Source organism: Pseudomonas sp. OG7 (assembly GCF_014192825.1).
GTDB lineage: Bacteria > Pseudomonadota > Gammaproteobacteria > Pseudomonadales > Pseudomonadaceae > Aquipseudomonas > Aquipseudomonas monteilii.
The window spans coordinates 168,580-193,032 of sequence record NZ_JACHYK010000007.1; the positions used below are offsets into that span (position 1 = coordinate 168,580).

General features: G+C 63.3%; 19 protein-coding genes and 2 pseudogenes. 14 read left to right on the forward strand and 7 right to left on the reverse strand.

All coding sequences use genetic code 11. The features are described 5' to 3' along the window. Nucleotides 1-3: 3 nt before the first annotated feature. The 8 genes and pseudogenes from FHW75_RS18335 (at nucleotide 4) to FHW75_RS18365 (ending at nucleotide 10,612) form a co-directional block, all read left to right on the forward strand. A complete protein-coding gene (locus tag FHW75_RS18335) occupies nucleotides 4-1,668 on the forward strand; it encodes a hydantoinase B/oxoprolinase family protein (protein ID WP_183674201.1) in 1,665 nt (554 codons plus the stop codon). Between the two features lie 3 nt (nucleotides 1,669-1,671). Continuing rightward, complete coding sequence (locus FHW75_RS18340) at nucleotides 1,672-2,874, forward strand: aminotransferase class I/II-fold pyridoxal phosphate-dependent enzyme (protein ID WP_019096236.1); 1,203 nt, start codon at nucleotides 1,672-1,674, stop codon at nucleotides 2,872-2,874. Between the two features lie 25 nt (nucleotides 2,875-2,899). Beyond that, nucleotides 2,900-3,712 (forward strand): NAD(P)-dependent oxidoreductase, encoded by an 813-nt coding sequence (locus FHW75_RS18345; protein WP_019096237.1) that lies wholly within the window; start codon nucleotides 2,900-2,902, stop codon nucleotides 3,710-3,712. 27 nt (nucleotides 3,713-3,739) lie between these two features. Continuing rightward, nucleotides 3,740-4,936: an FAD-binding oxidoreductase gene (locus tag FHW75_RS18350; protein WP_019096238.1), complete on the forward strand. Its 1,197-nt coding sequence runs from the start codon at nucleotides 3,740-3,742 to the stop codon at nucleotides 4,934-4,936. Nucleotides 4,937-4,961: 25 nt separating this feature from the next. Continuing rightward, nucleotides 4,962-6,647: a thiamine pyrophosphate-binding protein gene (locus FHW75_RS18355; protein ID WP_025752635.1), complete on the forward strand. Its 1,686-nt coding sequence runs from the start codon at nucleotides 4,962-4,964 to the stop codon at nucleotides 6,645-6,647. Nucleotides 6,648-6,709: 62 nt separating this feature from the next. Next, nucleotides 6,710-7,147: pseudogene (locus FHW75_RS27230) on the forward strand (aldehyde dehydrogenase family protein); the annotation flags it as partial. A 52-nt stretch (nucleotides 7,148-7,199) separates the two neighbouring features. After that, complete coding sequence (locus tag FHW75_RS27235) at nucleotides 7,200-7,508, forward strand: aldehyde dehydrogenase family protein (RefSeq protein WP_409347969.1); 309 nt, start codon at nucleotides 7,200-7,202, stop codon at nucleotides 7,506-7,508. 215 nt (nucleotides 7,509-7,723) lie between these two features. Next, on the forward strand, nucleotides 7,724-10,612 hold the full coding sequence (locus FHW75_RS18365) for an HD domain-containing phosphohydrolase (protein WP_027614957.1): 2,889 nt from the start codon (nucleotides 7,724-7,726) through the stop codon (nucleotides 10,610-10,612). Nucleotides 10,613-10,615: 3 nt separating this feature from the next. On the opposite strand, the gene FHW75_RS27020 is transcribed toward FHW75_RS18365, so the two are convergent. From FHW75_RS27020 to FHW75_RS18375, 3 genes and pseudogenes are all read right to left on the reverse strand, one after another. After that, nucleotides 10,616-10,843, reverse strand: a complete 228-nt coding sequence (locus FHW75_RS27020; RefSeq protein WP_311650335.1) for a helix-turn-helix domain-containing protein — start codon at nucleotides 10,841-10,843, stop codon at nucleotides 10,616-10,618. A gap of 144 nt (nucleotides 10,844-10,987) precedes the next feature. Then, a pseudogene (locus FHW75_RS26855) lies at nucleotides 10,988-11,395 on the reverse strand (sigma 54-interacting transcriptional regulator); the annotation flags it as partial. A 15-nt stretch (nucleotides 11,396-11,410) separates the two neighbouring features. Further along, the gene (locus FHW75_RS18375; protein WP_183674203.1) at nucleotides 11,411-13,123 is read right to left on the reverse strand and encodes an FAD-dependent oxidoreductase; all 1,713 of its coding nucleotides are present in this window, start codon (nucleotides 13,121-13,123) and stop codon (nucleotides 11,411-11,413) included. A gap of 195 nt (nucleotides 13,124-13,318) precedes the next feature. Here FHW75_RS18375 and FHW75_RS18380 point away from each other — a divergent pair, with 195 nt between their 5' ends. The 3 genes from FHW75_RS18380 (at nucleotide 13,319) to FHW75_RS18390 (ending at nucleotide 16,132) form a co-directional block, all read left to right on the forward strand. Beyond that, on the forward strand, nucleotides 13,319-14,095 hold the full coding sequence (locus tag FHW75_RS18380) for an IclR family transcriptional regulator (RefSeq protein WP_016711093.1): 777 nt from the start codon (nucleotides 13,319-13,321) through the stop codon (nucleotides 14,093-14,095). 139 nt (nucleotides 14,096-14,234) lie between these two features. Next, nucleotides 14,235-15,287, forward strand: a complete 1,053-nt coding sequence (locus FHW75_RS18385) for a Gfo/Idh/MocA family protein (RefSeq protein WP_016711092.1) — start codon at nucleotides 14,235-14,237, stop codon at nucleotides 15,285-15,287. Nucleotides 15,288-15,316: 29 nt separating this feature from the next. Then, nucleotides 15,317-16,132: a sugar phosphate isomerase/epimerase gene (locus FHW75_RS18390; RefSeq protein ID WP_025752625.1), complete on the forward strand. Its 816-nt coding sequence runs from the start codon at nucleotides 15,317-15,319 to the stop codon at nucleotides 16,130-16,132. A 106-nt stretch (nucleotides 16,133-16,238) separates the two neighbouring features. Here the strand turns inward: FHW75_RS18390 and FHW75_RS18395 are convergent, their stop codons facing one another. Continuing rightward, complete coding sequence (locus FHW75_RS18395; RefSeq protein WP_371059045.1) at nucleotides 16,239-17,528, reverse strand: MFS transporter; 1,290 nt, start codon at nucleotides 17,526-17,528, stop codon at nucleotides 16,239-16,241. Nucleotides 17,529-17,951: 423 nt separating this feature from the next. Further along, nucleotides 17,952-18,251 carry a hypothetical protein gene (locus tag FHW75_RS18400; RefSeq protein ID WP_409321415.1) on the reverse strand — a complete coding sequence of 100 codons (300 nt, stop codon included), beginning with the start codon at nucleotides 18,249-18,251 and terminating at the stop codon, nucleotides 17,952-17,954. Nucleotides 18,252-18,413: 162 nt separating this feature from the next. On the opposite strand from FHW75_RS18400, the gene FHW75_RS18405 reads away from it, so the two are divergent. Both FHW75_RS18405 and FHW75_RS18410 read left to right on the forward strand, forming a co-directional pair. Beyond that, complete coding sequence (locus tag FHW75_RS18405) at nucleotides 18,414-18,842, forward strand: DUF2231 domain-containing protein (protein WP_161989976.1); 429 nt, start codon at nucleotides 18,414-18,416, stop codon at nucleotides 18,840-18,842. Beyond that, nucleotides 18,839-20,131, forward strand: coding sequence for a sorbosone dehydrogenase family protein (locus tag FHW75_RS18410; RefSeq protein ID WP_019099562.1), 1,293 nt, complete (start codon nucleotides 18,839-18,841; stop codon nucleotides 20,129-20,131). Before FHW75_RS18405 ends, FHW75_RS18410 begins: the two co-directional genes overlap by 4 nt. Nucleotides 20,132-20,164: 33 nt before the next feature. On the opposite strand, the gene FHW75_RS18415 is transcribed toward FHW75_RS18410, so the two are convergent. Further along, entirely contained in the window at nucleotides 20,165-22,297 is a 2,133-nt protein-coding gene (locus FHW75_RS18415; protein ID WP_183674205.1) for a TonB-dependent siderophore receptor, read from the reverse strand. Between the two features lie 215 nt (nucleotides 22,298-22,512). Here FHW75_RS18415 and FHW75_RS18420 point away from each other — a divergent pair, with 215 nt between their 5' ends. Then, the gene (locus FHW75_RS18420; RefSeq protein ID WP_016713816.1) at nucleotides 22,513-23,094 is read left to right on the forward strand and encodes a hypothetical protein; all 582 of its coding nucleotides are present in this window, start codon (nucleotides 22,513-22,515) and stop codon (nucleotides 23,092-23,094) included. A 2-nt stretch (nucleotides 23,095-23,096) separates the two neighbouring features. Here FHW75_RS18420 and FHW75_RS18425 read toward each other — a convergent pair whose 3' ends face one another. After that, nucleotides 23,097-24,446: a cation:proton antiporter gene (locus tag FHW75_RS18425; RefSeq protein WP_016713817.1), complete on the reverse strand. Its 1,350-nt coding sequence runs from the start codon at nucleotides 24,444-24,446 to the stop codon at nucleotides 23,097-23,099. Nucleotides 24,447-24,453: the final 7 nt, after the last annotated feature.

The window sequence follows — 24,453 nt, forward strand, 5'->3', positions numbered from 1 at the left end:
ACCATGAGCGATACGTTGATCGACATTCAAATGCAGGTGATGTGGAACCGCCTGGTCTCGGTGGTCGAAGAGCAGGCCCTGACCCTGATTCGCACGGCCTTCTCCACCAGTGTGCGCGAAGCCGGCGACCTGTCCGCCGGGGTGTTCGACCGCGCCGGCGACATGCTGGCCCAGGCCGTCACCGGCACCCCTGGCCATGTGAACACCATGGCCGAGGCGGTGGTGCACTTCATCAATGACATCGGCGAGGACAACATTTTCGAAGGCGATGTCTACGTGACCAACGACCCGTGGAAGGGCACTGGCCACCTGCACGACATCACCATCGTTTCGCCGTCCTTCTACAAGGGCAAGCTGATCGGCTACTTCGCCAGTACTGCCCACGTGGTCGATATCGGTGGCCGGGGCTTCGGCCCCGATGCCCGTGAAGTGTACGAAGAAGGCCTGTTCATCCCGATCATGAAGTTGTTCGAGCGCGGCAAGGTCAACCGCGACCTGATCAACATCCTGCGCAACAACGTGCGTGAGAACGACCGGGTAGTGGGCGACTTCTATGCGTTGTCGGCGTGCAACGAAACTGGCCACAAGCGCCTGCTGGACATGCTCGAAGAGTTCAAGCTGGACGACCTGGAGTACATCGGCGGGTTCATCCTCGAACACAGCCGTCGCGCTACCCTGGAGTGCTTCAAGTCGCTGCCCCACGGCACCTACAGCAACAGCATGACCCTCGACGGCTACGATGTGCCGGTAACCCTGGCGGTCACCATCACTGTTGGCCCCGACGGTATCAAGAGCGACTTTACCGGCACTTCTGGCATGAGCCAGTTCGGCATCAACGTGCCGCTGGGCTACGCCAAGGCTTATGCCTGCTATGGCCTCAAGTGCATCGTCGCACCGGAAATCCCGAACAACACCGCTTCGCTGGCGCCCTTCGAAGTCACCGCGCCTGAAGGCTGCATCCTCAATGCCAAGCACCCGGCGCCGGTGTCGGTGCGCCATGTGCTGGGCCATTTCGTGCCCGACCTGGTGCTCGGCGCGCTGCACAAGTGCCTGCCAGGCAAAGTGCCGGCCGAGGGTGCCAGCGCCCTGTGGAACCTGCACCTGAGCGTGCGTCCGCTGGAGAGCAACCCCAACGGCCGCAATGCCGAGATGCTGATGTTCAACAGCGGCGGCATGGGTGCCCGCTCGACGATGGATGGCCTGAGCGCCACGGCGTTCCCCAGCGGCGTCCACACCATGCCGGTGGAAGCCACCGAACACGCCGGCCCGGTCGTGGTATGGCGCAAGGAACTGCGTGAAGGCTCCGGTGGTGCTGGCCAGTTGCGCGGTGGCCTGGGCCAGGAAATCGAAGTGTCGGCGGCCGAAGGCTACAGCTTGCGCTTCAGTGCCATGTTCGACCGTATCCAGTACCCGGCACGCGGCCTGGAGGGTGGCAAGGAGGGCGCCCAAGGCTTCGTTGGCCTGGATGACGGCAGCGTGCTGCGCGGCAAAGGCCAGCAATTCGTACCCGCTGAGCGCCGCCTGGTGCTGCGCCTGCCCGGGGGCGGTGGTTATGGCGACCCGCGCCAGCGCGACCGCAAGCAGGTTGAGCGCGATGTACGTGCCGGTTACATCAGCGCCGAGCAGGCACGTAACGACTACGGCTTTGACGCCGCTCAGGAGCGCTAGAGGATGGACGTGCAAAGCAGCCGCGTGCGCGCGGTAAAAAGCTCGCCAAGCATGGCCGTGTCGGTACTGGCCAAGCAGATGCTGGCCAAGGGCGAACCGGTCATCAACCTGGCACTCGGCGAGCCGGATTATAACGTACCGGCCCACGTGATCGAAGCCGCCCACCAGGCGATGCTTGCGGGTAACAACCACTACACCGGGCCCAACGGTCTGGAGGTGTTGCGCCAGGCCATCGTCGACAAGTTTGCCCGGGAAAACGACCTGGTCTACGGCCTGGACGAAATCTGCGTAGGCAACGGTGCCAAGCAGCTGTTGTTCAACGCCTTTCTGGCCACGCTCGAACCGGGCGACGAGGTCATCACCCCGGCGCCGTACTGGGTGTCGTACACCGACATGGCCATGCTCAACGATGGTGTGCCCAAGGTTATCCCTTGCGGGGCCGAGCAGGGGTTCAAGCTCAAGCCCGAGCAGCTGGAAGCGGCCATTACCCCGCGCACACGCTGGGTGATGCTCAACTCGCCGAACAACCCGAGCGGGGCGATCTTCACCCGTGAAGAGTTCGCCGCGTTGGGCAAGGTGCTGGCGCGCCACCCGAACGTGCTGATCATCTCCGACGAGATCTACGAGCACATTGTGCTGGGCGATCAGCCGTTCGTGTCGTTCGTCACTGCTTGCCCGCAACTGCGTGAGCGCACCTTGCTGATCAACGGCGTGTCCAAGGCCTATGCCATGACCGGCTACCGCCTGGGTTACGCCGCCGGGCCGAAAGACCTGGTCGTAGCCATGAACAAGACCCAGTCACAGACCACCACCTGCCCGTCGAGCATTTCGCAACTGGCCGCCGTGGCGGCGCTGAACGGGCCGCAGGACTTCGTGCGGGAGGCCAACCGTGAATACCAGGCGCGTGGCGCGCTGGTGGTGCAAGGCTTGGCGCAGATCCCGGGCTTGCAGCTGCAGATGCCGCAGGGCGCGTTCTATGCCTTCCCCGAGGTAGGTGCCTTCATCGGCAAGCGCACCCCGGATGGCCAGGTCATTGGCAACGATGCCGACCTGTCGGCCTACCTGTTGCGGGTCGGCAAAGTCGCGACTGTGCCGGGCTCGGCGTTTGGCCTGGAACCCTACATTCGTCTGTCGTTCGCCACGTCGCGGCAGGAACTGGAACAAGCCCTGGGGCAGTTGCGCGACGCGTTCGCGGCGCTGTCCTGAGCCCATCAAGCAATCGAGGTAACACATGAGCAAGCCTTTCAAACGCCTGCTGATCACCGGCGCCGCCGGACGCCTGGGCAGCGTGCTGCGCAAGCACCTGGCCGCCTTCGCCGACGAGTTGCGCCTGACCGACATCGCCGACATGGGCCACGCTGCGCCCCATGAACAGTTAGTGCGCTGCGACCTGGCCAACTTCGACGATGTGCTGCCGCTGACCGAAGGGGTTGACGCCATCGTTCATGCCGGTGGCGTACCGGTGGAGGACACCTTCGAGAAAATCCTCAACGGCAACATCGTCGGCACCTACAACATTTACGAAGCCGCGCGGCGCAACGGTGTGAAGCGTGTGGTGTACACCAGCTCCAACCACGCCATCGGCTTCTATGACCGCACCGAGACCATCGATGCCACCGCCGCGCATCGCCCCGACAGCCTGTATGGCGTCAGCAAGTGCTTTGCCGAAGACCTGGGCCGCTACTACTGGGACAAGTTCGCCATCGAGTCGGTCAACCTGCGCATCGGTTCGTCGTTCCCCGAGCCGCTGGACCGGCGCATGCTCGCCACCTGGCTATCGTTCGACGACTTCGCCCAGCTCACCGAGCGCTCACTGTTGGCGCCACGGGTCGGACACATGATCGTCTATGGCATGTCGGCCAACCGCGAAAGCCTGTGGGACAACCGCCTGGCCTCATCGATCGGCTATGTGCCCAAGGACAGCGCCGACGACTACCGCGACAAGGTCCTGGCCAAGCACCCGCCACTGCACCCGAATGAACCCGCTGCACGCTACCACGGCGGCAACTTCGCCGGCGCCGGCCATTTCGAAGACCCGAAATAACGCCCACATCAGAAGAGAGCTAATTCCATGGCTTCCACCGCTAAACAACAGAATTACGATGTGGTGATCGTCGGCGGCGCGGTCAACGGCAGCGCCACCGCCTACTTCCTGGCCAACAACCCGGACTTCAAGGGGTCGGTGCTGGTCATCGAGCGCGACTGGACCTACAACAAGTCGGCCACCGCGTTGTCCAGCAGTTCGATCCGTCAGCAGTTTTCCAACCCGATCAACATTGAAATCTCCAGGTTCGGCGCCGAATTCGTGCGCAACTTCCCCGACGTGATGGAAGTGGATGGCGACCGCCCGGATCTGGCCTTTCACGAAAATGGCTACCTGTTCCTTGGCGACGACAAGGGCTATGAAGTGCTGCGCCGCCTGCACGATACCCAGGTGTCTCACGGCGCGGATGTGCACCTGCTCGATCCCGAGCAGCTCCAGCGCAAGTTTCCCTGGGTGAACATCGACCGCCTCGCTGGCGCCAGTTATGGCCAGAGTGGAGAAGGCTGGTTCGACAGCCTTGGCATGCTCAACGGCTTCCGCCGCAAGGCGCGTTCCATGGGCATCGAGTACATCGAGAACGAGGTGGTGGGTATCCAGCGCGAAGGTGATCGCATTACCGGCGTTCAACTGGCCAGCGGCGAGCGTATCGGCTGCGGCCTGTTGGTGAACTGTGCCGGTACTCGCGGCACCAAGGTCGCGCGCATGGCGGGCCTGGATATTCCGGTCGAGCCACGGCGCCGCTCGCTGTTCGTGTTCGACTGCCGTACCCCGCTGGAAGGCACCGTGCCACTGACCATCGACCCGACCGGGGTGTTCTTCCGCCCCGAAGGCAAGTTCTACCTGGGCGGCACCTACCCTAAAAACGACCCGGAAGTGGACTTTGAAGACTTCGACGTGTTGCACGAGGAGTTTGACGAAGAGGTGTGGCCGATTCTTGCCGAGCGGGTGCCCGCGTTCGAGGGCATCAAAGTGGTCAACTATTGGGCCGGGCACTACGACTTCTGTGTGCTCGACCACAACGCCATCGTGGGCCCGCATAACGAAGTGAGCAACTTCCTGTTTTGCAACGGCTTCAGCGGGCACGGCCTGCAGCAGGCACCGGCCATTGGCCGCGGGCTGTCCGAGCTGATCACCTATGGCGGCTACCGCTCGCTCGACCTGGGCGCGCTGAGCTACCAGCGGGTGATCGACAACAAGCCGTTCCTGGAAGACTCGGTTATCTGACCGCAGCGCCTGAGGGAGAACAACAATGAGCAACTCCGAAGTGAAGCGCAGTGGCGGCCAGGTACTGGTCGATGCCCTACGGGTGAATGGTGTCGAGCGTGCGTTCTGTGTGCCGGGTGAAAGCTACCTGGCGGTGCTCGATGCGCTGCATGATGTGCAGGACGAAATCGACCTCATCGTCTGTCGCCAGGAGGGTGGTGCCGCCTACATGGCCGAGGCCTACGGCAAGTTGACCGGCAAGCCGGGCATCTGCTTCGTTACCCGTGGCCCAGGCGCCACCAACGCCTCTGTAGGCGTGCACACCGCCTTCCAGGACTCCACGCCGATGCTGCTGTTCATCGGCCAGGTGGCCCGCGACCAGATTGAACGCGAAGCCTTCCAGGAAGTGGACTACCGGCGCATGTTCGGCCAGATGGCCAAGTGGGTGGTACAGATCGACGATGCCGTACGCATTCCCGAACTGGTCAACCAGGCCTTCCAGCGCGCCATCAGCGGCCGCCCCGGGCCTGTGGTGATCGCCTTGCCGGAAGACATGCTGACGGACGTGGTACAGGTAGCCGATGCCCGCCCGGCCCAGCGTGTCGAAGCCGCCCCGGCGCCGCAGGCGCTGGGCGAACTGCAGGCGCTGCTGGCCAAGGCCAAGCGGCCACTGGTAATTGCCGGTGGCGGTGGTTGGAACGCCCAGGCGGTGGCCGACCTGAAGCGCTTCGTGCAGGCGCAGCATTTGCCGCTGGCAGCGTCATTCCGCTGCCAGGACCTGTTCGACAACACCGACCCGCACTATGCCGGCGACCTTGGCCTGGCTGCCGGCCCGGTATTGGTCGATGCAGTGAAGCGATCTGACTTGTTGATCGTGGTAGGCGCACGTCTGGGCGAAATGACCACGGGCGGTTACGCGCTGGTCGACATCCCGACACCAAAACAGGCACTGGTGCATGTGCACGCCAGCGCCGAAGAAATTGGCCGCGTCTACCAACCGACCCTGGGCATCAATGCCGGCCCGGCGAGCTTCCTGAACCAGGCCGCCACCTTGCCCGCCGTGCGCCCGGCGGCGTTCACCGACTGGGTCGCCAGCCTGAACAGCGGCTACCGGGGCAACTTCGAAACCCCGCGTTCGCCGGGTGATGTGCAGATGAGCGAAGTGATCGCCTGGCTGAACAAGACCTTGCCGGCCGATAGCATCCTTACCTGCGGTGCCGGTAACTACACCGGTTGGGTGCACCGTGGCTACCAGCACCGCGTATTCCGTACGCTGCTCGGGCCTACCAACGGCTCCATGGGGTACGGCGTGCCGGCAGCAGTAGCAGCCAAGTTGACCTACCCGCAGCGCACGGTAGTGGCGTTTGCCGGCGACGGTTGCTTCCTGATGAATGGCCAGGAGCTGGCCACGGCGGCGCACTACGACGCCCGGGTGATCACGGTGGTGGTCAACAACGGCATGTACGGCACCATCCGCATGCACCAGGAGCGTACTTACCCGGGCCGGGTCTCTGGCACCGAACTGCATAACCCGGACTTTGCCGCCCTGGCCCGCGCCTATGGGCTGCACGGTGAAACGGTCACTCGCACTGAGGATTTCGCCGCCGCCTTCGAGCGTTGCCAGGCGTCCGGCAAGCCGGCGCTGATCGAGGTGCAGGTCGACCCTGAAGCCCTGACCCCGCGCATGACCCTCAGTCAGATCCGCGAAAAGGCCCTGCAGGCCAAACGCTGACTCACCTCAGGTGGGGCGCGGTCCGGCCCCACCTTTTTCATTCTTCGAACGAGCCAATCGACATGAACCTTGCCGATCGTGATCTGCTGCGTGAAGTTTGCTATATCGATGGACAATGGCTGGCCGCTGACAGCGGCCAGCGCATTGCCGTGACCAACCCGGCCACAGGCGAAGTGCTCGGCCATGTGCCGCGCATGGGCGCAGATGAGACCCGCCGCGCCATCACCGCCGCCGAGCGCGCCTTGCCGGCGTGGCGGGCGCTGACCGCCAAGGAGCGCGCAGCCCGGCTGCAAGCCTGGTTCCGCGAAATCCTTGCCCACCAGGAAGACCTGGCGCGCATCATGACCGCTGAACAAGGCAAGCCGTTGGCCGAATCCCGTGGCGAAATTGCCTTTGCCGCGGCCTATGTGGAGTTCTATGCCGAGGAAGGCAAGCGCATTTACGGCGATGTGATTCCTTCGCCGAACGGTGACCGGCGCTTGATCGTGACCAAAGAGCCGAGAAGAAGGTGACCATGGAATTGGGGCAACGCCCCGTTCATCGTGTTCGACGATGCCGACCTTGCTGGCGGATGTCACACCGGGCATGCGTGTGGCGCGAGAGAAAATCTTCGGGCCGGTAGCGCCGATCTTCCGCTTCAGCAGCGAGCAGGACGTGATTGCCCAGGCCAATGACACCGAGTTCGGGCTGGCCTGCTACCTGTATGCCCGGGACGTCGGGCGCATCTGGCGCGTATCCGAAGCGCTGGAGTACGGGATGGTCGGGGTTAACGTCCGTGTGGTGGCGACTGTGCCGGCCTCGCGGTTTTACCCGCGAAATGGCCGGCGCAGGCGCTGCAAGGTGATGTCGGCACGCTGGTGATGCTGGAGCAGCGGGCGTCTACCTGAGGGCATTGTGACCAGCCACGTTAATTTTTTCTGCCAACCCGGCAGAACCCCCCGCCGCACTCTACACTCCTGCCAAGATGGACCAGGGCTATTGGCCACCATTCGGCCCCTCTCGCTGCCTGCGAATGGCTTCGGCTTGCATGATCGTTCTGGCTGCTCCCTCAATCTGCTTCACATGGAGTACCTGGGATGGGCTGCGTGTCGACGGGGCGTGATACCGGTAGGACCGGGCGTGGCATTTCACTGCAATGGCTGGTGGCGCTGGCCATCGTGCTGGCCATGCTGCTGCTGGGTGCCGCCCTGGCCTGGCAGGGTTATCGCGGTATCCGCCAGACCCTGGTAGCCGCCGCCGGCGATACAGCCCAGCAGGTGGGCAAGACCATCGACGAACGCGCCCGGCGCCTGATCGACCCGGTGCAAAGCAGCATCCGCCTGCTTGCCCACAACCCTGCTGCGCATACCCAGGCGCAGCGCCTGGATAGCCTGCCGCAACTGGTCGAAACGCTAAATGCCAACCGCATGCTCAGTGCCGCCTACATGGGCTACCCCAGCGGCGATTTCCTGTTGGTGCGCCGGCTGCGTGACCCGCAGCTGCTGCAGCGTTTCGCCGCGCCGCCGGGCACGGCGTTTCTGGTGCAGCGTGTCAGCCGTGGCGAGGGCGGGGTGGTGCAGGGCGAGTGGCGCTACTACGACCAGGCGTTGAACCTGTTGCGGGCCCAGGCCAAACCCGAATACCGCTACGACCCGCGTACACGCCCGTGGTTCGCCGAAGCCAGTGCGCAGCCCGCCACTGTGCTGACGCCGCCGTACGTGTTCTTCACTACCCGCGAAATAGGCGTCACCCTGGCGCAGCGCAGCGTTGACGGAGAAACGGTGATCGGCATGGATGTTTCGGTCAACGACCTGGCCAGCGAAACCCAGGGCTTGCGCATCACCCCCGGCACCGAAATTGCCGTGCTCGACGACCAGGGCAATGTTGTGGCCTACCCGGACTTGCAGCGGGTGATCGTGCATGAAGGGCAGGGCGTGCGCCTGTCGCGACTCAGCGAGCTGGACATCGCAAGCCTGCAGCACCTGTACGCTGACCTGCCGTCAGGCACGCAGGCACAGCCATACCAGGTGGACGGCCAGACCTGGTATGGCATGCGCATTCCGCTGACCAGCCTGGCCGGGCAGGATCTGCAGGTGTTGATTGCCGTGCCGGGCCATGAGCTGCTGGCCGGTGCGCGCAAGGTGTTGTTCGAGCAGTTGCTCTGGACCTTGGCGTTGATGGCCGTGCTGCTGGTGCTTGGCGGTGTGCTCGGTCGGCGTATCGTCCGCCCGCTGAAGGTGCTGGCTGAACAGGTGCAGGGCTTGGCCAGCTTTGATTTCAGCCGCGAAGTGGGGGTGAAATCGCAGGTGTCCGAAGTACGAGAGCTGAGCCAGGTATTGAGCCGCATGGCTGGCACCATTCGCGGTTTCCAGGCCATTACCCTCACGCTCAGCCGCGAGCGCGACCTGGCGCGTATGCTCGACGGCGTCCTGGCTCACCTGGTGCACGCTGCCGGGGTCGAGGCCGGTGTGGTGTACTTGTTCGACGCCGAGCACACGCTGCTGCGCCTGGCCGCCGCCTGCCGGGGTGAGCAATACCCCGGCGAGCTTGCCGTGGATGAAGGTGCCCGGTGCACGCTGGCCGCTGCGGTGACGCAGGCCCTCGGCCTGGACGAGCGCAGCCAGGCCGTGGTGCTGAAAGACCGTAGCCAGGCGCTGCTGGGCATTCTGGTGCTGCAACTGGATGAGGCGCAGGCGCGCGACCAGCTGGGCGAACCGTTCCGGCAATTTGTCGAAGAGCTTTCTGGCGTGGCGGCAGTGGCCATCGAGACACGCCAGCTGGCCGAAGCCCAGCAACGCCTGATGGATGCCATGATCAAGTTGCTGGCCGACGCCATCGATGCCAAGAGCCCCTATACCGGCGGCCACTGCGAGCGTGTGCCGCAACTGGCGCAGATGCTGCTGGACCAGGTGGTGAATGCCGACAGCGGCCCCTATGCCAGCTTCAGCATGACTGAAGCCGAACGCTACGAATTTCGCGTAGCGGCCTGGCTGCACGACTGCGGCAAGGTTACCAGCCCTGAGTACGTGGTGGACAAGCCGACCAAGCTGGAGACCCTGTACAACCGTATTCATGAAGTACGCATGCGTTTTGAAGTGCTGTGGCGTGATGCCGAGCTGGCCTACTGGCGAGGCCTGGCCAGCGGCGCCGACCCGCAGGTGCTGCAAGCCGCGCTAGTCCATAGCCAGGCCCAGCTGCAGGATGACTTCGCCTTTGTCGCCCAGGCCAACATCGGCGGCGAGTCCATGCAGGATGCCGATATCGAGCGCCTGCAGCAGATCAGCCAGCAGCGCTGGCAGCGCCACTTCGACAACCGCCTGGGCATCTCCCGCGATGAGGCGCAGCGCTATACCGACGTACCGCAACCCGCGCTGCCGGTAGAAGAATTGCTGCTGGCCGACCGCCCCGAGCATCGTGTGCCCTGGGGCGAGCGCAAACCCCCGGTGACCAAGGGCGACCCGTGTAACCGATGGGGCTTCGACATGCGCCTGCCAGCCCACGCCAGCAACCACGGCGAGCTGTATAACCTGTCGATCCGGCGCGGCACGCTGAATGACGAGGAGCGTTTCAAGATCAACGAGCACATCGTGCAAACCATCATCATGCTCAGCTCGCTGCCGTTTCCACGTCAGATGAGACGTGTACCGGCCATCGCCGGCAACCACCATGAAAAGCTTGATGGTAGCGGCTACCCACGCCGGCTGGGTGAGCATGACCTGGGCATTGCCGAGCGGGTCATGGCCATTGCCGATATATTTGAAGCACTGACGGCGGCCGACCGGCCTTACAAGCCGCCGAAGACGTTGTCCGAATCGGTGAAGATCCTGGTGTTCATGGCCCGTGACCGGCACATCGACGGCCAACTGCTGGAGTTGTTCCTCAGCACCGGGGTGTACCGCCAGTATGCCGAGCTGTTCCTGCGTGCCGAGCAGATCGACGAGGTGGATGTGCCGTACTGGCTGGCGCAGATGCGCTGCCCGGCCTGAGTGCTAGCGCGAACCCAGGCGCTTGTACATGGTGGTACGGGAAATACCCAGCGCCTTGGCGGCAGCACTGACATTGCCCTCATGGGCCAGCAAGGCGCGCTCGATCACGTCCTGGGTGGCGTCTGAAAGCGAGCGCGGCGCCGCGACCGGCTGGCCTTGCAGGTCTTCTGGCAGGTGCTGCGCACCTATGCTGGGCTCACCCGCGGCCAGCCCCCCGACCAGCCGTGCCACGTTCTCCAGTTGCCGCAGGTTGCCCGGCCAGTGGTAGGCCAGCAGCCGGCGCCTGGCCTCGGCCTGCAGCGGCGCAAAGCCCGGACGCTGGAAAAAGGCTTCGATCAGTTGTTGTTTATCCAGGCGCTGTTCCAAACCGGGCAGGCTGACACGCAGGCCGTCCAGGCGGTAGAACAGGTCTTCGCGAAAACCTCCGTTGGCTACCAGCGCGCCAAGATCTTTGTGGGTGGCTGCGACAATGTGTGCCTTGAAGGGCGCTGCCGTGGTGCTGCCAATGCGGGTGACCTGCCGTTCCTGCAGTGCCCGCAGCAACCGGCTTTGCAGGGCCAGCAGCATGTCGCCAATTTCGTCGAGCAGCAGGATACCGTCCCCGGCTGACTCCAGCAGGCCCATGGCACCCCCTTTGCGGGCGCCAGTGAAGCTGCCTTCGGTATAGCCGAACAGCTCGGCTTCGATCAGGCTTTCGGGCAGGGCCGCGCAGTTGATCGCAACGAACGGGGCCTGAGGGCAGCAGTGGGCATGCAGGGCTTTGGCGAACACTTCCTTGCCGGAACCGGTTGGCCCACCTCACTCATACGCCTGCACCCCGGCAATGTGCCGCCCGGCCACATAGCCAAAGGTCAGCGCTGGCCCCAGGTTGATGCCGCCCGACGGGTACCAGCCACCAAACACACTGGCCATGTCGGTACCCGCCGCATACAGGCCTGCGATGGGTTGCCCGGCTTCATTCAGCACCCGGGCACTGCCGTCGGTGCGCAACCCGGCAAAGGTACCAAAGCAGCCGGGTTGCACCTTCACTGCATAGAACGGCCCGTGTTCGATGGGCGCCACGCACGGGTTGGGGCCCTTGTGCTGCGGGTCACCCTGTTTGCGGTTGAACGGCGTGGAGCCACGGCCAAATGCCGGGTCCTGGCCATCTCGTGCATGTTTGTTGAAGTCGCTGACCGTGGCACGCAACCCGGCCGGTTCAATGCCACAGGCGTCCGCCAGCGCTTCAAGCGTGACACCCCGCTTGAGATAACCGCTGCGCACATGCGGCCACACCGGCAGCGGTGCCGGGCGGGCATAGCCCAGGCCAAAGCGGCGCAAGAAGCGATGATCGCACACCAGCCACGAGCACACTTCCTCACCCTGCGGGACTGCCGCGACCATGGCTGATACATAGTCGTAATAGCCATGCGCTTCATTGACAAAGCGCTTGCCGTTGGCCAGCACGCCGATGATACCTGGCTTGCCGCGCTCGATAATGTGTGGGAAGTGGCCGATGCTGCCATCGCGATGCGGCACGCGCGAAACCGGCGCCCAGGCCACCGGCGATTTCAGGTTGGTGGCCACCACGCCGCCGGCCGCCTCGCCAAGGCGCAGCCCGTCACCGGAACACCCCTGTGGCGGCAGGGCCAGGTTGTCGTGGCCGCTGGCATCGCGCGGGAACAGCTGCTGGCGCCGGGCGCTGTCGTTGGGGAAGCCACCTGCTGCAAGCACCACGGCCTTGGCGCGTATCTGTCGCTCGCCCTGCGGCGAGGCCACCCGAGCCCCGCACACTCGGCCATCTTCGACCAGCAGGCTTTTGGCCGGCGCCGATTCCTGCAGGTGCACACCCAGGTCCTGTGCCGATTTGGCCAGCCGCGCCACCAGTGCCACGCCGTTGACCAGGTGCATCGCCCGACCATACCGCGCCAGGTGATACAGGTGACGGCCAAAACGCTTGCATACGTGCAGCAGTGCCTTGGGCGAACGGGTCATGTTGAGGAAGGCCGCCAGGTCGGCACCGGCCATGATCGGCATGCCCATGAACGAGGTTTCGCGCAGGGTCTTGCGCAGGCGTGGCAGCAAGGCACCCACCTCGCGGGCATCATACGGCGCCGCGATCACCTGGTGCCCGCCCTGGGCTGCGCCCGGCGTGTCGCCATGCATGTCCGGGATGCCGTTGCCGTCGGCAAACTGCAACGCCGTATGTTTCTCGAAGAACGCCACCATGTGCGGGCAAGCCTCAAGGAAGGCATCGACGCGCTCGGCGTTGTAGTGGGTTCCCAGTTCATGGCGCAGGTAAGTTCGCGGCTGCTCGATGTCCTCTACGATGCCGGCCCGCTGTGCCAGCGGGTTACGTGGCACCCAGGCCCAGCCGCCGGACCAGGCGGTGGCACCGCCAAACACGGGCTCCTTCTCTACCACGATCACCCTCTGCCCATGCCAGGCCGCCGTCACGGCCGCAGCCAGCCCGGCGGCGCCGGAGCCTATGACCAGTACATCGTATTCGGTATCCAGAGCAGCTGAGGGCATCGCGGTGTTCCTGTGTTGTTATTAGAACAAGGTTCCACATTTTTATCGGCGCCGCCTTTACCCGCAAGGGCATGGCAGCCCGCGCAGTCAACAACTGGGCGATAACCGGACACTTCAGCGCGACTTCGCTGCGGCCGGTATCGCTCATGTGGAATCATCTTCTAGAATCGGCAAAAAAATCAGGGACCTGTAGTCATGGCTGGTAGTCAGATCGAACGCGCCTTCAGTCTTGTAGAAACCCTTACCGGCGAACCCTCGGGGCTGCCGTTGCAAACCCTGGCCGAGCGCCTGGACATTCCCAAAAGCGCCACCCACCGCATGCTCACCGAGCTGGTGCGGCTCGGCTACGTGCGGCAGAACCGCGACAACAGCCGTTACCAACTGTCGGCCAAACTGGTGGCCTTGGGGTTTCGCTACCTGTCGAGCAACGGTGCCGACATCATTCAGCCGATTCTCGACCGCCTGGCCCAGGACAGTGGTGAGCTGGTGCGCCTTGGCGTGATCGACGGTGCCCGCCAGACCTGGATCGCCAAGTCTCAGGGCGCCCGTTCCGGGCTGCGCTACGACCCCGACATGGGCCGCGATGCGCCGCTGTTCTATACAGCGTCCGGGCATGCCTGGCTGGCCAGCCTGGACGATGAGCAGGCGCTGCAGATGGTGTTGCGCCAAGGTATTGCCGATCCTGCGCAGTTCGGCCCCAACGCACCGCGCTCCACCGACGAGCTGCTCGCCTATCTGCACCGTGCCCGCGAGCGTGGTTATGCCTGGGTCGAGGAAACCTCGGCCATCGGCACCTCGGCCCTGGCTGCCGTGGTGCGCCGCCCGCACACTGACGAGGTGATCGGCGTATTGAGCATTGCCGGGCCCAGTGCACGGATGGCGCAAAGCCGCCTGGCAGAGCTGGCGCCACTACTGCTGGCTGCAGCACAAGAGCTGTCGGCGGCCAGCCGGGCAAGCGAATTGTTTGCCTGACGCGCATTTCCGGTCGATTACCGAACAGCTTGTCCTGCGGGTTCTTCTGAAAGGCTGAACTTGGTTCTAAATTGTGCTGTATGAGTTTTGGAATAGGGTTCCATAATTCATACAACAACAATGACAAGAGGACAGGCTGTTGAACGAACCCCTTCGTATTGCCTTGATCGGCGCCGGCATCATGGGCCGCCAGCACTACCAGCACCTGCGCAATGTGCCGCACGCCCAGCTGTGCGCGGTGGCCGACCCCGGCCCGCAGGCCGAGGCTTTTGCCGCTGAATGCGGCGTGCCCTGTTTTGCCGACCACCGGCAGATGCTGGAGCGCGCACGCCCCGAGGCAGTAATCGTTGCCAACCCGAACAACCTGCATGTGGCGACCGCCTTGGATTGCGTCGAAGCCGGCGTGCCGGTGCTGGTCGAAAAACCGGTGGGCGTGCACCTGGATGAGGTTCGCGCATTGGTAGAAGCATCGCGCCGTTGTGGCGTACCCGTATTGGTCGGCCATCACCGGCGGCACAACCCGCTGATCGCCAAGGCGCACCAAGTGATTGCCGACGGCAAGCTGGGCCGGCTGATCAATGTCACCGCGCTGTGGCAACTGCAAAAACCCGACAGCTATTTCGAAACGCCATGGCGCCGTGAACCGGGCGCCGGCTTCCTGCTGACCAACCTGATCCACGACCTCGACCTGCTGCGCCATCTGTGCGGCGAGGTGGTACAGGTGCAGGCATTCACCCGTAACGATGTACGTGGTTTTGCCAACGAAGACAGCGCGGCGGTGCTGCTGCAGTTCGCCAACGGCGCGCTGGGTAGCCTGACCGGCTCCGACGCGGTGGCGGCGCCGTGGAGCTGGGAGCTGGATGCTGGCGAAAGCCCGGTGTACCCGCGCCAGGATGGCCAGCCGTGCTACCTGCTGGCCGGCACTCAAGGGGCGCTGAGCATTCCCCAGCTCAAGCGTTGGCACTACGCCGAAGCGGGCTCGGGCTGGCACACGCCGCTGCTTCAAAGCGAGGAGAGCATTCCCGCCGGCGAGGCCTTGACCCTGCAGTTGCAGCACTTCGTGCGGGTTGCCCGGGGTGAACAGGCGCCGCTGATCGATGCCGCCGACGGTGGCCGCACGCTGGCGCTGATCGAAGCGATCCGCCAGGCGGCGGAAACGGGCCGGGCTTGCGCGCCCGAGCACATCGCCTGACGCAACCTCTACTCTTTTGGTGACGATAAATGACTGACCGTATTTTCTCCCTTGCAGCCCTGACGGTACTCGAACTGTCCCCGCCAGAGATGGTAGAGGCGGCAGCCCGTGCCGGTTACAGCCACGTTGGCCTGCGCCTGGTAGCCGCCACCGAGCAGGAACAGCACTTCCCGCTGGTGGCTGATGCCGAGCTGCGCCGGCAGACCCAGGCGCGCCTGCGCGACACCGGCATCAAGGTGCTCGACCTGGAAATCCTGCGCCTGAAGCCGGAGACCTGTGTGGCTGATTTCGAGCCGATCCTTGCGGTGGGCGCCGAACTGGGTGGCACTGAACTGCTGGTGGCAGGCAACGACCCCGATGAAGCACGCCTGACCGAGCGTTTTGCTGCCCTGTGCGAGCTGGCGGCGGGCTATGGTATTCACCCACACCTGGAATTCATGCCCTGGACCGAGGTACGTGACCTGCGCCAGGCTATGCGGGTGGTGGCCAACGCCGACCATGGCAATGGCTGCGTGCTGGTGGACGCCTTCCACTTCAACCGCTCCCGGTCTTCACTGGATGACCTGGCGCAGTTGGCACCGCAGCGCATGCGTTATGCCCAGCTGTGCGACGTTGCCGGTCCGGTACCGGCCGACATGGATGAGATCCTGCGCCAGGCGCGTAATGAGCGACGCTTCCCGGGCGATGGCGATGCCGATCTGGTCAGCCTGCTACGCGTCTTGCCGTCAAGCGTACCGCTAAGCCTGGAAATTCCCACGCGGCAGTTGCTGGAGCAGGGCATCAGCGGCGAGCAGCGCGCGCGCATGGCACTGGAGAAGGCCAAGGCGGTGTTGGCCGCAGTCTGACTCCGAGCGGGCAGCGCGCTCACACAGACGGCGCGCTGTCATGGCCTGATCACAAGACTAAAAAAAGGGCCCGCAAGGGCCCCGTAGAGGAAAGTGACTAGCGCACTCAGGCGCTTTCGACCTTGCGCGGTGCCATGAAGTACATCCACACCAGCGCCAGGAAGTACATGGCCGGAATCATGGTAAACAGCACGGCATAGTTGTTGTGGGTAGCGGTCAGCACGCTACCGACGATCTGCGTCATGAACATTCCGCCAATTGCCGCACACATGCTGCCAAAGCCGAACACCGTGCTCACCAGGTGCTTTGGCGTATAGTCCATCACCAGGCTCCAGATATTCGCCGTCCACGCCTGGTGCGCGCCCACGGCCAGCGAGATGGCCGCCACCGCGACCCACAGGCCACTGGCGTTGGCGGCAAAGATGACGCTGAGCATGGTGCAGGCAAAGATCAACATGGATACCAGCCGCGCCGTGGTGGCACGCACGCCGCGTCCGATCAGCCACGACGACAGAATGCCGCCGCCGATGCTGCCAAAGTCCGCCGTCAGCCAGATGATGATCAGCGGGATACCCATCTGGGTCACGTTGATGCCCAGGCTGTACTGCTGGTTAAGAAACGGCGGCAGCCAATACAGGTAAAACCAGAACACCGGCGCGGTAATCGCATAGGCCACCGCAAAAGCCCAGGTCCCGCGCAGGCGCAGGATACGGCTGAACGGCACGCGGGTCGGCTCGGGCTCGTCATCCTGCTGGATGTACTGCACCTCGCTCTGGCGCACGCTGGGGTGGTCTTCAGGGTTGTAGTACTTCAGCAGCCACAGCACCACCCACACCAGGCCCAGGCTACCCATGGCGATGAATGCGGCCTGCCAGCCCCACACGGCCAGAATCAGCGGTAGCAGGGCCGGGGTAACCATGGCGCCGACGTTGGTGCCGGCGTTGAACAGCCCGGTGGCAATCGCCCGCTCACCCGCCGGGAACCACAGCCGTACAGTCTTGACGCAGGCGGGGTAGTTGGCGGCCTCGGTCAGGCCCAGGATGAAGCGGCAGACCATGAAGCCGGCGGCCGAGGTCGCCAGGCCATGAGCACCGGTGGCCAGGCTCCACAGCAGCACGGCGAAGAAGAAGGCGCGTTTTACCCCCACCTTGTCGATCAGCCGGCCCTGCAGCAGAAAGCCGATCGCGTAGCCGACCTGGAACCAGAAGTTGATGTTGGCGTAGTCCATCGCCGTCCAGCTCATTTCCTTGGCCAGCACGGGTTGCATGATGCCGAGCGCGGCACGGTCGATGTAGTTCAGGGTGGTGGCGAAGAACACCAGGGCAAGCATGCCCCAACGGGTTTTGCCGACGCCGAACGCGCCGCGAAGCTTGTCGCCGATCGAACCCGGGTGCATCCGGGGTGCGGCGGGGGTGATCTTGGAGTGGTTCATAAACTGCTCGTTTCTTGAAATTGTATTCAGCTGCGGTACGACAGATACGTGGCCGGTTCCCAGGCAGGGGGCACGCAAGGCCGGTGCATGGTGCGCAGTGAGGATGGCAGCGTCAATTCACGAGACGGGCTACTGTTCGGTTATCGAACGGTTGCGAGGTGCAAAAGAGAGTGGCTAACGTGCTGGTAGTCGTAGTCAGTCAATGAGCCAACCCGGGTCACCCTCGACTTTGCGCTTCCTTTTGTTGAGTCTAGCAGGGGCTTCTTCGAAGGCAGCAGGGGGCGGTGGCGTCGGATTTTGAGTCGGGTAGTTGTGGCGCTTATTGCAGTAAGGCAGCCTGTTTATATTTGTAGGAAATTTCCGTTTTTATTTGTAGTGCATAAACACTTAGTTCTTGCACTTGGCAATCACCACTTGACACGTTCTAGGCGTGCCTCCTGACCGGGCGGCATAGCGCACGCAGTTGTTCAGCGATTTCTGCCGGGCAATGCTCAGGGTATTCCCCCACGCCAAACCGCCTTCTCCGGTTGAGGGGACTGCTTTGGCAAAGCAGTTTGAGCCTACGGTAGAAGCTGCATAGCGTGCCTGGCTGTTTTTGCTGGAGCAGCCAGCAGTGAGTGCCAGGCAAAAGGCGAGCAGGGTGGTCAGTGCAAAGGGGGCGTGCCCGTCTTTCATTTTGCTAATCATGTCTGCTCCTGGGGCACGAGCCAAATAGCTTGCAGGATATTTCATTCCAGCGAAACGGTGAACTATCGCGCCACCCCAGGGCTCCTTTGCTTAGCGCAACCTGTGCGTGCCTGGTGGCAATAGCCCATCAGTCCCTGGGTCACTGAATGAAAAGGAGGCACTGTGACCACACCTGACCAAACCCTCTGTCGTCATACACCCAGCCCGCTTCACGCCTTGCTGCTGGCCGGCAGTGTGCCGCTGTTTCTCGGCGCATTGCTAAGCGACATCGCCTACCTGAACAGCTACCAGATCCAATGGAGCAACTTCGCCGCCTGGTTGATCGCCGGTGGGCTGGTGTTCTGCGGGCTGGCACTTTTATTCGCGCTGGCCAATCTGATCCGGGCAGAGCGCAAAAGTGGGCGACCCACACTGTACTTCGTGCTGTTGCTGGTGACGTGGATGCTGGGCCTGATCAATGCCTTTGAACATGCCAAGGATGCCTGGGCGGTGATGCCATCCGGGCTGGTGCTGTCGGTAATCGTCACGGTGCTCGCGGTAATCGCTGCCTGGACCGGCTTGAGCAATCTGCGCTCGGGAGGTGCAGCATGAAGCCTTTGCATGCGTTGAGCCTGTTGGGCGTGGCTTTGTTGTTGAGTGCGTGCGGCGGCGATGGTGAGGTGACCCAGGCGCTGGGCCCGGACCCGAAGTTGCCAGCCCCCGAGCGCAGCTTGCTGCCAAGCATGAAGATTGCCCGGCCGGTTGCCTGGGGTGAGCAGAAGCCGACTGTGCCGGAAGGTTTCAGCATCACGGCCATCGCTACCGACCTGAGGATACCGCGGCAGAGCCTGGTACTGCCCAACGGTGACATTCTGATCGCCGAGGGGCGCGGCGGCAGTGCAGCCAAGCTCAAGCCCAAGGATGTGATCGCCAGCCAGATCAAGGCCAAAGGCAACACCCAGGTCAAAGGCGGCAACCGCCTGACCTTGCTGCGCGATGCCGACGGTGATGGCACCTATGAGGTGCAGACGGTGTTTGCGGAAAACCTCAATGCGCCTTACGGTCTGGCCTTTGCCGACGGCAAACTGTACGTGGCCAACCAGGATGCGCTGGTGCGCTTCGACTACCGGGACGGCCAGACCCAGGCTGATGGAGCGCCCACCAAGCTCACTGACCTTCCTGCCGAAATCAACCACCATTGGACCAAGGCGCTGACGGTCAGCCCGGATGGCCGCTACCTGTATGTGGGGATTGGTTCAAACAGCAACATCACCGAACGTGGCCTGGAGGTAGAGGCCGACCGCGCCATGGTCTGGCAGGTCGATGCCGAGACGGGCGCCCACCGTCCTTATGCCACCGGCTTGCGCAACCCGACGGCCTTGACCATCCAGCCGCAGACCGGGCAATTGTGGGCGGTGGTCAACGAGCGTGATGAGCTAGGCCCCGATCTGGTACCGGATTACCTGACCTCGGTGCGTGAGGGGGGCTTCTATGGTTGGCCTTACAGCTATTGGGGGCAGAACGTCGACGAGCGGGTACGGCCGCAGAACCCGGACAAAGTGGCGGCGGCGATCAAGCCGGATTACAGCCTTGGCTCGCATGTGGCTGCGCTGGGTGTCGATTTTTCGATACCGGCCATGGGCGAGCGTTTCGCCGAGGGTGTGTTCGTGGGTGAACACGGCAGCTGGAACCGGCCAAATCCGGTGGGCTACAAGGTGATCTTCGTGCCGTTCCGCGATGGCAAGCCCGCCGGGGAACCGATCGACTTCGCCATTGGCTTCCGGGGTGAGGATGGCAAGACCCGTGGGCGACCGGTAGGGGTAACGGTGGACCCGCGTGGGGCGTTGATCATCGCTGACGACCTGGCGAATACGGTGTGGCGGGTGACGCGTAATCGCTGAACCTTTCGGGGCCGCCTTGCGCCCCGTTCGGTATCAGAAGCGATAATTGAAGCTTGCCTCAAGCGTACGCGGTGCCCCTGGGGTAACCAGGTCTACCGAGCCATGTGCCGAGGCATAGTAATCCCGGTCGAACGCGTTCTTCAGGCGCAGCGCCGCATCCCACTGCGGCACGCTGTACAGCAGCGCAGCGTCGAAGGTGGTGTAGCCCGGCATCACCACCACGTTGTCGAGCGCGGTGTAGCGTTCGTCCACGTAATTGGCACCCGCGGCCACGCGCCACTCCGGGGTCAGGGTGCGTACCAGCCAGACGTTGGCGCTGTTACGCGGCGTCAGGGTAGGGGTCTGGCCTTCGTTGGCCACGCCGTTGGTCTTGCTGTTGGACTTGGTGATCTCGGCATCCAGGTAGGCGTAGCCGGCGTAGACCTGCCACTTGTCCGTAAGCTGCCCGCTGACGGTGGCCTCGAAGCCGTCGGTGCGTTGTTCGCCGGCCAGCACGGTCAAGTTGGGGTTTGCCGGGTCGGCGGTCTTCATGTTGGTGCGTTCCAGGCGGAACACCGCCGCTGTCAGCGACAGGCGGCTGTCGAGCAGGTCCCACTTGGCGCCGATTTCGTAGTTGGTGGTTTCTTCCGGCTCCAGGTGCTGGTTGGTCGGGCTGACCGCGAACACCTCGCCCGAAGGCTGGTAGCTGCGGCTGACCGACACGTAGTAGGACTGGATGGCGTCTGGCTGGTAGACCAGGCCGGCACGCGGGCTCCAGGTCTTGTCGGTACGGTCGAGGTCGACGTTCTGCACGCGGTCGTCGTCGTACTCCTGGCCAAAGATGTCATAACGCACGCCGACCAGGGCCTTCCAGTGCTCGTTCAGCTCGATCATGTCCTGCAGGTACAGGCCGGTGGTCTGCTGGAAGTTGGTGCCTTTGGAGGAGAGGTTGGCAGCGTGCTCGGGTACCGATACCAGGGCGTCGCGGTACACCGGCACCTGGGCCACGTTGTTCTGGCTCAACACGCGCTGGTACTTGTCTTGGAAGCCCACTTCCACGCCGTACAGCAGGTTGTGCTGCATGCCGGCCAGTTGCGCCTGTTGTTTGAGCTCGGTCTGGTTGAATACGCCGTATTCGTCACGGGCTACGTTACCGCGGTTGAGCTTGACCAGCAGTTCGCCGTTGGGTGCAGTGACGAAGCGTGTAGGGCTGCTGTCAGCCAGGGTGTTGTTGCGGTCCAGGTCGTAGCGGTAGTAGCGGCTGGTGTTGGTCAGGGTGAAGTTGTCGTTGATGCGGTAGTCCAGGCTCGCCGTCAACGAGAACACTTCGCTGCGGGCGTAGTCCTGGTCGGCGTCGCCAGAGCCGAAGCGCTTGTCGCGGTCCACATCCACAGGGCGATTGCCCAGCGCCGGGATGCCGAAGTCGATCAGGCGCTTGTCGTACAGGTAGGTGGCGCCCAGGTTCAGTTCCAGGTCGTCGGACAGGCGGAAGTAGGCCGACGGCGCAATGGCCTTGCGGTCGATGTAGCCATCGTCGCGGAAGGTGTCGCTGTCTTCGAAGGCGCCGGTCACACGGTAAGCCTGGTTGCCCTGCGGGTCGGCCCAGCCGGTGTCGAACTGCGTGCGGCGCTTGCCTTCGCTGTCGAAACTCATGCCGACTTCGCGCTTGGGCGTAAAGCTCGGTTTCTTGCTGATGCTGTTGATCAGCCCGCCGGAAGAGCCGCGGCCATACAGCACGGCAGCAGGCCCCTTGATGACCTCGACACGCTCGATGTTGGACAGGTCGCGGAAGTACAGGGGGTCATCCCGTACGCCGTCGATGTACATGTCACCAATGGCGCTGAAGCCACGGATGGTCACCTGGTCGCGCTGGCCGTCGCCGTTGGACAGGCCGATGCCGGGCACGTTTTTCAGCACGTCTTCCATGGATTGCGCGCCTTGGTCCTTGATCACGCTTTCAGGTACGACGTTGACGGTTTGCGGGATGTCGCGCAGGGGGGCGTCGATCTTCATGGCGCTGCGGCTATCACTGGCCTTGTAGCTTTGTTGCTCGTAGGCGCTGGTGACGGCAGTGGCAGGCAGGGCGAGTGAGCCCTGAGCATCGGGTTGAACGGCGGCGTGAACAGCAGGCACTACTAGCAGGCCCAGCATGGAAATGGATGCTGGGGCAACAGACCTTTTTGCCATTACAGGTGACTCTTTGTTGTTTTGAAGGTCACGAATAGTAATGATTTGTAAATGTAAAGCAAGTGTAAAGAGTTCGCATTTGCTATTACAAGGGTTGGCATGACGAAAACAGGACGAAATACGTCGCGCCTGCAGGGTGGCGGACAGGGTCTATGCTTGTTGGCGCGCGAGCATTTCGCGCCCCTATCCGGTCTTGATCACATGGAAGCAGGCCTATGAACCCGATCCGCTCACTTGCGCATGCTGTTGCTTTGGCCACGCTGGTATCCGCTACCAGCCTCACCGTGCACGCTGCAGATATCCCGATTGCCAGCGAGGCGCTGGAAAGTCACGTGACCACGCAGGTCACCGCCATCGACCTGGCCAACCGCCAGGTCACGGTGAAGGGCCCAGATAACAAGAAGGATGTGACGTTCCAGCTGACTGAGAAGGCCAAGGCCCTACCCAACCTCAAGGTGGGGGACCAGGTCGACATCTTCGTGACCCGTGCCGTGGCCTATGTGCTCAACACGGATGTGGGCGGGGCGCCGAAGGCCAGTGAGGAGTCCGGCACCATTCGCGCCACGGCGCAAAACCCCAACCCGGGCGGCGAGGCCTTCCGCCAGGTCAGGGTCACCTCGCAGATCAAGAAGATTGACCTCGCCAAGCATGAAGTAAGCCTGCTGCCGCCAGAGGGCAAGCTGCAGGTGGTCAAGGTCGAGAACCCGGACCTGCAGGCGCGCATGAAAAACCTCAAGGTCGGTCAGACCGTCGACGCGATCTACACCGAAGTGCTGCGCGTCGAAACCTCACGCTGATTTCAGCCGCTGCCGACCTCGGTTGCCTCCGAGGTCGAACGTGGTGGGCGGGCATGTGCTGTGAGCAGCCGGATCAAGGGCGAGGCGATGAAGGTACTGATGATGGCCATGATCACCAGCAGGGTAAAGTACTCCTTGGGAAGTACGCCCAGGTCATAGCCGACATTCAGCACGACCAGCTCCATCAGCGCCCGGGTATTCATGCACACGCCTATCAGCGCCGCATCACGGCGGTTTTCGCCAAGCAGGCGGCTGGCTCCGTAGGCACCGAAAAACTTGCTGGCGAAGGCCACCAGGCAGATCAGCAGGCAATTCCACAGTGCGGTCGTGCCTTCCAGGGCACCCACATCCGTGCGCAGGCCGGTGTAGGCGAAGAATATCGGCAAGAAGAATGCGTTGACCACGCCACTGACCTTGGCATTCCACTGCTGGACGAAGCGGCGTTCAGTGTGCAGGGCAACGCCGAGAATGAAACCGCCGATGATCGAGAACACGCCGATCAGGTTGGTCACGGTCGCGCTGGCCAGCAGGATGATCAGCATCAGGGATATGCCTTGAGCCGTCAGCGGTCGGCGCTCCAGGTCGCCGAGGATCCAGCGCATGATCAGTGGTCGCACCAGGCCGATCACCAGCACAATGAACAAGCCCAGCGCCAGCACCCTGGCCAAGGAAGCCCAAGGGTTGAACTGCGAGGCGATCAGCGATGTAACGCCACCAAGGATGAGCCAGCCGCAGACATCGTCTATTGCCGCCGCACCGATGGTAAGGGTGGCGACTCGCGAGCGCGAAAGGCCCAGTTCCATGAAGATGCGCCCGAGGATGGGCAGGGCGGTAATCGACAGTGCTGTGGCGAAGAACAGCTGGAACGCCAGCAGGGGCGGTCTGTCCCCGCTGATTTGCTGCCAGAAGTATTCGGCAGTGAGCATGCCGCTGGCAAAGGGTACCAGCAGCCCACCCATGCTGATGATGATGACCGAACGCTTGCGGCCCTTGAGGTGTGCACCGAACTCGAACTCCAGGCCGACCTGGAACATCAGCAGGATAAGGCCGATTTGTGCTGTTACCACGAAGGCAGTGGCCGTTTGCGGTACGAACAGCGCAGCCAGTTGCTCAGGAAAAAAGTAGCCGAGCAGGCTTGGGCCTAGCACCAGCCCGGCAAGGATTTCGCCGGCGACTGGCGTTTGGCCCAAGCGGCGGGTACTGAACCAGGCGATCAGCCGCGAAACACTGAAGATCACGATGAGCTGCAGCAGAAACATCAGGGTCAGGTGTTCGGCCTGGGAGCCAACGGCTGACTGTGCCGGCGCCGTTGGCGCGAGCTGCACGGTACTGGCGTGAAGGGTATTGGGCATGATGGTG

What these genes read in the sequence shown, in the direction of transcription:
- FHW75_RS18335 (WP_183674201.1), top strand. Translation starts at nt 4, where the DNA reads ATGAGCGATACGTTGATCGACATTCAAATGCAGGTGATGTGGAACCGC.
- FHW75_RS18340 (WP_019096236.1), top strand. Translation starts at nt 1,672, where the DNA reads ATGGACGTGCAAAGCAGCCGCGTGCGCGCGGTAAAAAGCTCGCCAAGC.
- FHW75_RS18345 (WP_019096237.1), top strand. Translation starts at nt 2,900, where the DNA reads ATGAGCAAGCCTTTCAAACGCCTGCTGATCACCGGCGCCGCCGGACGC.
- FHW75_RS18350 (WP_019096238.1), top strand. Translation starts at nt 3,740, where the DNA reads ATGGCTTCCACCGCTAAACAACAGAATTACGATGTGGTGATCGTCGGC.
- FHW75_RS18355 (WP_025752635.1), top strand. Translation starts at nt 4,962, where the DNA reads ATGAGCAACTCCGAAGTGAAGCGCAGTGGCGGCCAGGTACTGGTCGAT.
- FHW75_RS27235 (WP_409347969.1), top strand. Translation starts at nt 7,200, where the DNA reads ATGCCGACCTTGCTGGCGGATGTCACACCGGGCATGCGTGTGGCGCGA.
- FHW75_RS18365 (WP_027614957.1), top strand. Translation starts at nt 7,724, where the DNA reads ATGGGCTGCGTGTCGACGGGGCGTGATACCGGTAGGACCGGGCGTGGC.
- FHW75_RS18375 (WP_183674203.1), bottom strand. Translation starts at nt 13,123, where the DNA reads ATGCCCTCAGCTGCTCTGGATACCGAATACGATGTACTGGTCATAGGC.
- FHW75_RS18380 (WP_016711093.1), top strand. Translation starts at nt 13,319, where the DNA reads ATGGCTGGTAGTCAGATCGAACGCGCCTTCAGTCTTGTAGAAACCCTT.
- FHW75_RS18390 (WP_025752625.1), top strand. Translation starts at nt 15,317, where the DNA reads ATGACTGACCGTATTTTCTCCCTTGCAGCCCTGACGGTACTCGAACTG.
- FHW75_RS18395 (WP_371059045.1), bottom strand. Translation starts at nt 17,528, where the DNA reads ATGCACCCGGGTTCGATCGGCGACAAGCTTCGCGGCGCGTTCGGCGTC.
- FHW75_RS18400 (WP_409321415.1), bottom strand. Translation starts at nt 18,251, where the DNA reads ATGATTAGCAAAATGAAAGACGGGCACGCCCCCTTTGCACTGACCACC.
- FHW75_RS18410 (WP_019099562.1), top strand. Translation starts at nt 18,839, where the DNA reads ATGAAGCCTTTGCATGCGTTGAGCCTGTTGGGCGTGGCTTTGTTGTTG.
- FHW75_RS18415 (WP_183674205.1), bottom strand. Translation starts at nt 22,297, where the DNA reads ATGGCAAAAAGGTCTGTTGCCCCAGCATCCATTTCCATGCTGGGCCTG.
- FHW75_RS18420 (WP_016713816.1), top strand. Translation starts at nt 22,513, where the DNA reads ATGAACCCGATCCGCTCACTTGCGCATGCTGTTGCTTTGGCCACGCTG.
- FHW75_RS18425 (WP_016713817.1), bottom strand. Translation starts at nt 24,446, where the DNA reads ATGCCCAATACCCTTCACGCCAGTACCGTGCAGCTCGCGCCAACGGCG.